Below are 9,073 nucleotides of genomic sequence, written 5' to 3'. Positions count from 1 at the left end.
GTCCTCCACGCCGGTCACGCCGAGCCGGCGCAGGGCCGCCGCGAGCACCGGGCCGCGGGCCCGCTCCGAGCCGTCGTCGATCTTGAAGGCGAGCGCCCGGCCGTCCGGCAGCGCGACCACCTGGACGGCCTCGGCGCCCATCTTGGACAGCGCGCCGGGAACGGCCCGCATCAGCCAGGTGTCGGCCCGGCGGGTGCCGGCCACGTACTCGGGGTGGGCGCGCATGGCGTCGGCCACCCGGCGCTGCGCGGTGCCCTCGGCGGCCAGCAGCAGGCTGCGGTAGCCGCGGGCCAGGCCGGTCAGCGAGACGGCCAGCAGCGGGGCGCCACAGCCGTCCACCCCGGTGTGCGCGGGGGCCTCGCCGGTGGCCTCCGCGAGGGCCTCGCGGGCCAGCTCCTGGATCGGGTGCGCCGGGTCGAGGTAGGCCGCGGTGTCCCAGCCGTTGGCGACGCAGGCGGCCAGCCAGCCGGCGTGCTTGCCGGAGCAGTCCATCAGGATCGGGGCGCGCCGGCCGCCGGCCGCGAGCAGCAGCTCCGCCTCGGTCTCGTCCAGCGGGAGGTCGGCCGGGGTGCGCAGGGCCGACTCGTCGAGGCCGGCCGAGCCGAGGATGGCTCGCACACCGTCGAGGTGAAACGATTCCGCAGAGTGGCTGGAGGCCGCCAGCGCCAGCAGCTCGCCCTCGATCGCCAGCCCGGCCCGCAGGGTGGCCACCGCCTGGAACGGCTTGGCCGTGGAGCGGGGGAAGACCGGCGCGTCGGGGTCACCGAGCGCGAACTCCACCGAGCCGTCGGCGGCGAGCAGGACCAGCGAGCCGTGGTGACGGCCCTCGGTGAAGCCCGAGCGTATGACCTCGGCGAGCACGGGCGGGTTGGCGGACTGGGACATCGCGGAGCCTTCCGGAGGCAGGGGTGTGGGCCGGGAGGAAGCCGGACCCCACCCGCCCGCGACGCCTCGACCGGTCAGAGCGGCCTCTCGGAGAGCAGGTCGTCGACCCGTGCTTCCCCATCACGGTACCTGCGGGTGATCTCGGCATTGCAACCGTCGGCCGTCCGCAGCAGCCGCTGGCGCCGGCCGGACACCTCGCGCTCGTGCGCGCGCAGCCGCTCCAGGGCGGCCAGCAGCTCCTCGGCCGGATGGGCCGGCAGGTCGGCGAGCTGGACGTCGCCCATCAGGGCGTCCGCCTCCAGCTGGGACTCCTGGGTGCGCGGCGGGCCGAGGGTGACGTGCCGGGCCGAGCGCCGCACGGTGGAGGGCGCGTCGGTCAGGATGGCCGGCAGCCGGTCCAGCAGGTCGCCGCCGAGCTCCTCGCCGGCCGCCCGGGCGCCGCTCCCCTCCCCGCCCGCCCGGGCCGGGTGGGCCGGGCCGCCGCCGGGGCGCCGGTCCAGTTCGGCGCGCAGGATGTCCATCCGCCCGTGCAGCAGCCGTCGCAGGTACGACAGGTCGGCCTCCTGCTCCAGGGTCTCCCGGCGCAGGATCCGCAGCTGGTCCAGGCCCAGGTGCTCCAGGTCGGGCTCGCCGTCCGGGCCGACCGCCCAGGAGGGGCCCCCGGGGGCCTGCGCCACCTGCCCGGATCGGCTCCACGCCGCACTGCTCGCGTCCATCATCCAGCCCACCTGCCGTCGTCCGATCCCGCCCGCTCGCGGCACTCCGTCCCTGCCGCCGGCCCGGCCCGTCCCCCGACGGGCTCGCGCGTCCCGTCCGTTGGCACGCCCGGGGGCCCCCGAGGGGTTCCGCTCCCCGATCGGGACCACCCGCCGGGGCGACCCCGCCAGAACACCTGACCTACCGCTCGACCACCCGGCCGAACCCCGGCCCGGTGCGGCGGACCTTCAGGCGCGCCGGGCCCGTCGTACGGTCCCCCAGCGTGCCACCCCACCCGGCGCGCGCGCACCGCCCGTGCACCCGAACGGCCCCCTGGCGAACGGGGGTGGCTGATATGACCGGGCCTTTTCGTACGGACAGCAGCGCCGACCCTGCGCAGGCGCGCGCCGCACGGCGTGCGCCACCCCTGCGCGCGCCTCTCATGTGCGCCCCTCGGGTGCCGGCCCCGGGGTCCCGCCCGGCCGAGCCGGGGCCCTGCCGAGCCGGATTCCCCTGGGCCCCGGCGGGGCGCTCCGGCGCTCCGGCACAATGGCGGCATGCGAGCAGTGGTGCAGCGAGTGACCGAGGCCCGGGTGACCGTGGCCGGAGAGACCGTCGGCGCGATCGAGGGGCCCGGCCTGTGCGTCCTGGTCGGCGTGACCCACGAGGACACCCCGGCCAAGGCGGCCCAACTGGCCCGCAAGCTCTGGACGCTGCGGATCCTGCCGGTCAGCGGCGAGGGCGTGGAGCAGAGTTGCTCGGACATCGGCGGCCCGCTGCTGGTGATCAGTCAGTTCACCCTCTACGGCGACACCCGCAAGGGCCGCCGCCCCACCTGGAACGCCGCCGCCCCCGGGCCGGTCGCCGAGCCGCTGGTGGACGAGGTGGTCGCCCAACTGCGCGCGCTCGGCGCCAAGGTGGAGACGGGCCGGTTCGGCGCCGACATGCAGGTGGCGCTGGTGAACGACGGCCCGTTCACCGTCCTGGTCGAGGTCTGAGCTACTGCGGGACGATCACGTCCTGGGTGCCCGGCACCGTCCCGGCCAGCAGCACCGCGTCCACCGGCACGTTCCGCTTGACGATCGCCAGCGCGATCGGGCCCAGCTCGTGGTGCCGCGCCGAGGAGGTCACGAAGCCCAGCGCCCGCCCGTCCGGGTCGGCGGCCAGCCGCACCTCGGTGCCGTGCGGGGGCAGGGTCTCCTCGGTGCCGTCCAGGTGCAGGAAGACCAGCCGGCGCGGCGGGCGGCCCAGGTTGTGCACCCGGGCGACGGTCTCCTGGCCGCGGTAGCAGCCCTTCTGCAGGTGGACGGCGGTGCGCAGCCAGTCCACCTCGTGCGGGATGGTCCGGTGGTCGGTCTCGAAGCCGAGCCGGGGCCGGTGGCCCTCGATCCGCAGCGCCTCGTAGGCCCAGACCCCGGCCGCCGGGCCGTACCCGGCGGTGAGCTTCTCCAGCTCGGCGCGCGGCACGAACAGGTCGCGCCCGTACGGGAGTTCGCGGACGGCGGCGGCGCCCTCGACGGAGGCGGTGGAGCCGGCCGGCAGGTGGACCACGGCGTGCTCGGCGGTCGCGTCGACGACCTCCACCCGGTAGAAGAACTTCATGCTCTCCAGGTAGCCGATCAGCGCGCCCTGGGTGCCGGGCTCGACGTGGGCCCAGGTGGTGGTGCCGTCGTCGACCAGGTAGAGCGCGTGCTCGACGTGCCCGTTCGGGGAGAGCACCAGCGCCTCGGTGGCGTGCTGCGGCTCCAGCCCGCTGACGTGCTGGGTGAGCAGCAGGTGCAGCCAGGCGAGGCGGTCCGCGCCGGTGACGGTGACCACGCCGCGGTGCGAGAGGTCGACGAAGCCGGTGCCCCGGGACAGGTTCCGTTGCTCGCGGAAGATGTCGCCGTAGTGGGCGGCGACGCCCTCGTCGGCCCCCTCGGCGGGGACGGCTCCGGGCAGGGCAAGCAGCGGGCTCTTCACACCGGTCATACCGGCCAGCTTACGACCGGTCGTCGGCCTGCCCGGCGGCGCAGTCGGCGCAGCGGCCGAAGATGGCGAAATGCTTGAGGTCGGTGTCGAAGCCGTGCTGCTCGCGCAGCCGGTCGATCAGCGGCTGGGCGATCTCGGTGCCGGTCTCGGTGACCTTCTCGCAGTCCCGGCAGACCAGGTGCAGGTGGTGGTGGCGGCCGGCCAGGTGGTAGGTCGGGGCGCCGTGGCCGAGGTGGGCGTGCGAGACCAGGCCCAGCTCCTCCAGCAGCTCCAGGGTCCGGTAGACGGTGGAGATGTTGATGCCGCTGGCGGTCTTGCGGACGTGGCAGAGGATGTCGTCGGGGGTCGCGTGGTCGAGGACGTCCACGGCCTCCAGGACGAGCTGTCGCTGCGGCGTGAGGCGGTAGCCGCGCTCGCGCAGGTCGGCCTTCCAGTCGCCGGAGAGCTGCCAGTCGGTGGTGCCGGTGTCCGCCACGGGTTCTGTCCCTGCCAAGGTCGGGGGTCCTGAGGCAAGTGTAGGGACCGGCCGGGGGCCGGTCCCTACCTCGTGCGCGGACAGTTCCTACTTGAAGAACGCGATGCCGTCGTCCGGCAGGTCGTTGATGTCCTTGATCAGCTGGGCCGGGCTGAGCACCTTCTTCAGCTGAGCGGACATGTACGGGCGCAGCGGCACGTTCGGGGCGGCCTTCTCGCCGACCCAGAGCAGCTCGCCGTTGACGAAGCCGTACAGCCGCTTGCCGCCGGAGTACTCCGGGGAGCCCTCGATCCGGGCCACGGCGTCGGTGGAGACGTCGACCTGCGGCTTGCCGTCGGCCAGCTCGCCGTACCAGATCTCGACCGTGCCGTCGTCACGGACGGAGGAGATCTCGATCCCCCGGGCGCCGCTGGTGCCGTCGTGGTTGCTGGTGATGCGCCAGAAGGCGTGCTCGTTCTCCAGCGGACGGACCTTCTCGCCCTCCTCGTCCAGCACCCAGGTGCGGGAGCGGAACTCCAGGAAGGGGCGGCCGTCGTGCCGGATCACGATCTCCTGGCCGAAGTTGCACTTCTCCGTGCCGGGGAAGTCGTACACACCCGCGCCCTCCCAGGTACCGAGGAGGAAGGCGAGCGGGACGACGTCCCTGTGGAGGTCAGAGGGGATCTCGATCATGTTCCTGGTCGCTGTCGTGGTCGGTGCGGTCTGCCCTCAACCGTACGGCAGGGTCAGCGCTGGCCCTGGTACAGCTTCATCACCGAGAAGATGGCGAACCAGGTGATCAGCACGGCCATCAGGGCCAGCAGACCGTCGAAGAAGATTTCCAGACCGGACACGGGGGGCTCCCAGGCGGCGACAGTGTGGTGGACTTTGCTCGCGCTCACTCTATCCGGAGGGCTCCGGCCGGTCGCGGTGAGCCCCACCACGTCGGGTTTCGCGCCCCGCCGGCCCGGCCCCGGCGCCGCCCGGCCGGGGCCGCGCCCGGGCGCCGTCCAAGGTTTGCCCAAGGGATTCCGCGATGACGGCGGGCGGGGGCCGCGCGGCCTCTAAGGTGGCGCCATGTCGAAGAAGCTCGTCATCAAGGTGACCGCCGGGGCGGACGCGCCCGAGCGGTGCTCGCAGGCCTTCACGGTGGCGGCCGTGGCCGTCGCCAGCGGGATCGACGTCTCGCTCTGGCTGACCGGGGAGTCCTCCTGGTTCGCCGTGCCGGGGCGGGCGGCGGAGTTCGAGCTGCCGCACGCCGCGCCGCTGCCGGACCTGCTGGAGTCCATCCTGGCGGCCGGCTCGGTGACCCTGTGCACCCAGTGCGCGGCCCGGCGCGGGATCGAGCAGAAGGACACCGTCGAGGGCGTCCGGATCGCGGGCGCGCAGGTCTTCGTCAGCGAGATCATGGCGGACAACGTCCAGGCGCTGGTCTACTGACGGCGGGCTCCTACCGGGGGCCGTCGCGTTCCTCGTGGTCGGGGCGGTCCCGGTCGTGGCCGGGGTCGTCCCACTTGGGGTCGTCCCAGCGCGGGTCGTTCCACCAGTCGTCGTCCGGGTCCCGCTTGTTGGCGAACACCGCGGCGGCCGGCGGGATGACCATCGCGACCACGCACAGGCCGACCGCCGCTCCCACCGAGAAGAACCGCACCACGCCCCAGGCCAGGACGAACAGGCCCAGGCACACGCCCATCATGGCGTAGTAGTAGCGCCGCCGACGCCTCGTCTGCACGTCTTCCACGGTACGACCGAGGGCCCCTGCGCGGCAGGGGCCCTCGGTGTGATCGTCCGACCCGGTCAGACCGCGATCGCGACCTCGACGGCGGTGCCCTGGGAGGCCACCACCTGACGGTCCACGGTCTGGCCCGGGACCAGCGCGCGCAGGGTCCACTTGCCCGGGCGGGCGAAGAACCGGAACTGGCCGGTCGCCGAGGTGGGCACCTCGGCCGTGAACTCGTTGTTCTCGTCCAGCAGCCGGACGTAGCCGTTGACCGGCTCACCGTCGCGGGTCACCGAACCCTGGATGATCGTCTCGTTCGCCACGTCAACTCCTGCCAGGTCCGGGCCGCCGGCCTTCGCACCGCACATGTCTGTCTCCTTCTGACTTACGGGTCGAGCCGGGGGCTCAGTTGTTGCCGAGCTCGATCGGCACGCCGACCAGGCTGCCGTACTCGGTCCACGAACCGTCGTAGTTCTTGACGTTCTCCTGGCCGAGCAGCTCGTGCAGCACGAACCAGGTGAGCGCGGAGCGCTCGCCGATCCGGCAGTACGCGATGGTGTCCTTCGCCAGGTCGATGCCCTCGGCCTCGTACAGCGCCTTGAGCTCGTCGTCGCTCTTGAAGGTGCCGTCGTCGTTGGCGTTCTTGGCCCACGGGATGTTGCGGGCGCTCGGCACGTGGCCGGGGCGCTGCGACTGCTCCTGCGGGAGGTGGGCCGGGGCGAGCAGCTTGCCGGAGAACTCGTCGGGCGAGCGGACGTCGACCAGGTTGAGGGTGCCGATGGCGGCGATCACGTCGTCGCGGAAGGCACGGATCGAGGAGTCGGCGGCCTGTGCCGTGTACTCGGTGGCCGGGCGGGCCGGGACCTCGGAGACCAGGTCGCGGGAGTCCAGCTCCCACTTCTTGCGGCCGCCGTCCAGCAGGCGGACGTCGCCGTGGCCGTACAGCTTGAAGTACCAGTAGGCGTACGAGGCGAACCAGTTGTTGTTGCCGCCGTACAGGACGACGGTGTCGTCGTTGGCGATGCCCTTGGCGCTGAGCAGCGCCTCGAAGCCGGCCTGGTCGATGAAGTCGCGGCGGACCGGGTCCTGGAGGTCCTTCTTCCAGTCGATCCGGACGGCGTTGCGGATGTGGTTCTTGTCGTACGCGGAGGTGTCCTCGTCGACCTCGACGATGACGACCTTCGGGTCGTCCAGTCGGGCCTGGACCCAGTCGGCGTCGACCAGGACGTCGCTGCGGCTCATGGTGGTGTTCTCCATCCGGGGGCGGTTGGCGGAAGGTGCTGCTCAACAGGTGCTGCAGAGGTGCCCGAAACGGGTGCGGTCCGAATACCCGTCCGAATGATGGGACGGAGGAGCGAAGCCGGGGACGACCGGGCGGGGAACTGCGGAGTACGGCGGCGACCAGCGGCCGCAAGGGCCCGACGAGGTCACCGGGAGATCGGCGGCGGGCGTCAACTGCCCTGCCAGGATGCCGACTTAGCGCATTCGACACAGACAGGCGGCCACGCGGCACAGGTCGACCGCCCGCCGCTTCGTGAGATCCGTCTGTCGCTTCATGCTGACGATGCTAGGGACACCGGAGGCCCGCTGTCATCAGCGTATCGAATGTCGAGATCGAAACGATCGAATACTGGGATTCGCGCTCGCGGCGGTCCGCCGGGCCCCGGCCGGGCAGCCGTCGGCGGTGCACAACGGGCGGAAACGACACCGCCCCGCGGTCCGCGCTGGACAGCGCGTCTCGCGGAGCGGAACGGTGGCGACCCCGGCCGGGCTCAGCCCAGCAGCTTCACGCCCTTGCCCTCGAAGGACAGCTGGAGGCCCTCCGGCAGCGGCGTCACACCGTCCTTCGCCGCCAGCTTCAGACCGGCCGGCATCGAGTCCAGGGTGAAGCCGGCCGGCTCGATCTTCCGGTTGGACAGCCCGGCGAACATCTCGGCCAGCGAACTCAGCCGGAGGCCGTCCACGGTGATCGTGTTGCCGTCGTTGTGCACGGTGGCCTCACCGACCGACACCGGCCCCAGCGAGGCCTTGACCTTGCCCGGACCGCCGTACGACAGGCTCAGCCGGGAGCCGCCGCCCACCGGCAGCGGGGCGCCGCCCAGCAACTGGGAGGCCGGGGGCAGCAGTTGGGCGAGGTCCTGGTAGGTGATCACACCGCTGCCGGTGCCACTGTCCACCGTGGCGGTGTTGAGGTTGTCGCTCACCGCGACCCCGGACAGCTGGGCCTTGAAGGAGTGCAGCGCCACCTGCTGGCCGTTGTTCTGCACGGTCAGGCCGTCCGAGGAGATCCGGACGTCGTCCAGCTTCTTCGACACCACCTGGGTGAGGAACGGGAAGCCCTCGATCGTGACGTCCGGCCGCTTGCTCATCTGGCCGCTCTTCACCAGCTGGTCGGCGGCCTCGTCCTCGGCCACGCCGACCGCGATCCGGTCCGCGCCCAGCAGCAGCCCGGAGAGCACCGCCAGGCCGATCGTCGCCTTCAGCCATCCGCGCATCGTGTCCCCCGTCGTCGCCCGCTGTGGTCTCGTCGCCGTCTCGTCGCGGAGCCGCCCTGGGCACGGCTCCTCCCGCACGACCGTACGACGTCCCGCCCCGGACGGTGGTTCCGGGGCGGGACGCGGTCGTGACGTACCGAACTCAGCCGGCCAGCGGCCCGGTGGCCAACCAGATCAGCGGCGCGGCCACCGCCAGCGGCAGCGCCACGCCTGCCGTCATGTGCACGAAGCGGGACGGGAAGTCGTACGCCGCGACCCGGCGGCCGACCAGCGCCCCCAGCCCGGCGAGCGCCCCCAGCGCCACCGGCGCGCCCACCAGGAGGCCCAGCAGCACCGCCGCGACCAGGCCCAGCACCGGGCCCAGCTGCTTCGGCCCGGGCAGCGGCGCCGCCGCCAGCACGGTGGCCAGCGCCACCGCGCCCACCCCGGCCGGCACCCAGTCGGCCAGCAGCAGCGTGGTGCACAGCGCCGTCACCACGGTGGCCGAACCCAGCACGGTCAGCGCGTAGAACCGCTCCTTCGGGTCCGACGGACGGAACGTCTGCAGCACCAGCACCAGCAGGAAGAACCCGCCCAGGGTGCCCACCACCGCCGCCGCACCGCCGTCCGAGTCCGCCAGCAGCACGGCCACGTCCGCCACCAGCCCGGCCAGCGCCGCCAGCAGGATGCCCTGCCGGGCCGGCCACATGCCGTTCAGCCGGAACCAGCCGGCCGCCGTCAGCAGCTGCAGCAGCGCCACCACCAGGGCCAGCGCCACCTGCCCCAGCGCGGCACCGCCGGCCAGCAGCGCGGCCGCGCCGGCGGTGATCAGGGCGGGCTGCAGGCCCGGGTCGATGATCGGCGAACTGCTCC

12 protein-coding genes and 1 pseudogene are annotated in these 9,073 nt (G+C 73.1%); 2 read left to right on the top strand and 11 right to left on the bottom strand.

What is annotated here, in order from left to right; genetic code table 11:
• Together BG452_RS23060 and BG452_RS23055 are read right to left on the bottom strand one after the other, a co-directional pair.
• Window positions 1-885: asparaginase (locus tag BG452_RS23060; protein WP_188306254.1), on the bottom strand; the 885-nt coding region annotated here is incomplete at its 3' end.
• A gap of 74 nt (window positions 886-959) precedes the next feature.
• Window positions 960-1,604 carry an ABC transporter substrate-binding protein gene (locus BG452_RS23055; protein ID WP_223242618.1) on the bottom strand — a complete coding sequence of 215 codons (645 nt, stop codon included), beginning with the start codon at window positions 1,602-1,604 and terminating at the stop codon, window positions 960-962.
• Window positions 1,605-2,138: 534 nt separating this feature from the next.
• On the opposite strand from BG452_RS23055, the gene dtd reads away from it, so the two are divergent.
• Window positions 2,139-2,579: a D-aminoacyl-tRNA deacylase gene (gene dtd, locus BG452_RS23050; protein ID WP_188306253.1), complete on the top strand. Its 441-nt coding sequence runs from the start codon at window positions 2,139-2,141 to the stop codon at window positions 2,577-2,579.
• Between the two features lies 1 nt (window position 2,580).
• On the opposite strand, the gene BG452_RS23045 is transcribed toward dtd, so the two are convergent.
• The 3 genes from BG452_RS23045 to BG452_RS23035 all read right to left on the bottom strand — a co-directional run bounded on the left by BG452_RS23045 (window position 2,581) and on the right by BG452_RS23035 (window position 4,699).
• Complete coding sequence (locus tag BG452_RS23045; RefSeq protein ID WP_188306256.1) at window positions 2,581-3,543, bottom strand: YgfZ/GcvT domain-containing protein; 963 nt, start codon at window positions 3,541-3,543, stop codon at window positions 2,581-2,583.
• A 19-nt stretch (window positions 3,544-3,562) separates the two neighbouring features.
• The gene (locus tag BG452_RS23040; protein WP_188306252.1) at window positions 3,563-4,027 is read right to left on the bottom strand and encodes a Fur family transcriptional regulator; all 465 of its coding nucleotides are present in this window, start codon (window positions 4,025-4,027) and stop codon (window positions 3,563-3,565) included.
• Window positions 4,028-4,114: 87 nt separating this feature from the next.
• The gene (locus BG452_RS23035; protein WP_188306251.1) at window positions 4,115-4,699 is read right to left on the bottom strand and encodes an FABP family protein; all 585 of its coding nucleotides are present in this window, start codon (window positions 4,697-4,699) and stop codon (window positions 4,115-4,117) included.
• A gap of 384 nt (window positions 4,700-5,083) precedes the next feature.
• On the opposite strand from BG452_RS23035, the gene BG452_RS23030 reads away from it, so the two are divergent.
• Window positions 5,084-5,446 (top strand): DsrE family protein, encoded by a 363-nt coding sequence (locus tag BG452_RS23030; protein ID WP_188306250.1) that lies wholly within the window; start codon window positions 5,084-5,086, stop codon window positions 5,444-5,446.
• 10 nt (window positions 5,447-5,456) lie between these two features.
• On the opposite strand, the gene BG452_RS23025 is transcribed toward BG452_RS23030, so the two are convergent.
• The 6 genes and pseudogenes from BG452_RS23025 to BG452_RS23005 form a co-directional block, all read right to left on the bottom strand.
• A complete protein-coding gene (locus BG452_RS23025) occupies window positions 5,457-5,702 on the bottom strand; it encodes a hypothetical protein (RefSeq protein ID WP_188306255.1) in 246 nt (81 codons plus the stop codon).
• Window positions 5,703-5,803: 101 nt separating this feature from the next.
• Complete coding sequence (locus BG452_RS23020; RefSeq protein ID WP_030288989.1) at window positions 5,804-6,094, bottom strand: DUF1416 domain-containing protein; 291 nt, start codon at window positions 6,092-6,094, stop codon at window positions 5,804-5,806.
• A gap of 37 nt (window positions 6,095-6,131) precedes the next feature.
• On the bottom strand, window positions 6,132-6,968 hold the full coding sequence (locus BG452_RS23015; protein ID WP_188306249.1) for a sulfurtransferase: 837 nt from the start codon (window positions 6,966-6,968) through the stop codon (window positions 6,132-6,134).
• Between the two features lie 234 nt (window positions 6,969-7,202).
• Complete coding sequence (locus BG452_RS48140; RefSeq protein ID WP_350517234.1) at window positions 7,203-7,283, bottom strand: Ms5788A family Cys-rich leader peptide; 81 nt, start codon at window positions 7,281-7,283, stop codon at window positions 7,203-7,205.
• A 215-nt stretch (window positions 7,284-7,498) separates the two neighbouring features.
• Entirely contained in the window at window positions 7,499-8,221 is a 723-nt protein-coding gene (locus tag BG452_RS23010; RefSeq protein ID WP_188306248.1) for a DUF2993 domain-containing protein, read from the bottom strand.
• 142 nt (window positions 8,222-8,363) lie between these two features.
• Window positions 8,364-9,073 (bottom strand): annotated as a pseudogene (locus BG452_RS23005) (hypothetical protein); the annotation flags it as partial.

Origin of the sequence: Streptomyces sp. CBMA123 (assembly GCF_014596465.1) — a bacterium.
GTDB lineage: Bacteria > Actinomycetota > Actinomycetes > Streptomycetales > Streptomycetaceae > Kitasatospora.
Note: the sequence above shows the minus strand (reverse complement) of the source record. Positions and strands in the feature narration are given on the sequence as shown.

Coding starts and splice junctions, on each gene's coding strand:
- BG452_RS23055 (WP_223242618.1), bottom strand. CDS start 1,604: ATGATGGACGCGAGCAGTGCGGCGTGGAGCCGATCCGGGCAGGTGGCG.
- dtd (WP_188306253.1), top strand. CDS start 2,139: ATGCGAGCAGTGGTGCAGCGAGTGACCGAGGCCCGGGTGACCGTGGCC.
- BG452_RS23035 (WP_188306251.1), bottom strand. CDS start 4,699: ATGATCGAGATCCCCTCTGACCTCCACAGGGACGTCGTCCCGCTCGCC.
- BG452_RS23030 (WP_188306250.1), top strand. CDS start 5,084: ATGTCGAAGAAGCTCGTCATCAAGGTGACCGCCGGGGCGGACGCGCCC.
- BG452_RS23025 (WP_188306255.1), bottom strand. CDS start 5,702: ATGATGGGCGTGTGCCTGGGCCTGTTCGTCCTGGCCTGGGGCGTGGTG.
- BG452_RS23020 (WP_030288989.1), bottom strand. CDS start 6,094: ATGTGCGGTGCGAAGGCCGGCGGCCCGGACCTGGCAGGAGTTGACGTG.
- BG452_RS23015 (WP_188306249.1), bottom strand. CDS start 6,968: ATGAGCCGCAGCGACGTCCTGGTCGACGCCGACTGGGTCCAGGCCCGA.
- BG452_RS48140 (WP_350517234.1), bottom strand. CDS start 7,283: ATGAAGCGACAGACGGATCTCACGAAGCGGCGGGCGGTCGACCTGTGC.
- BG452_RS23010 (WP_188306248.1), bottom strand. CDS start 8,221: ATGCGCGGATGGCTGAAGGCGACGATCGGCCTGGCGGTGCTCTCCGGG.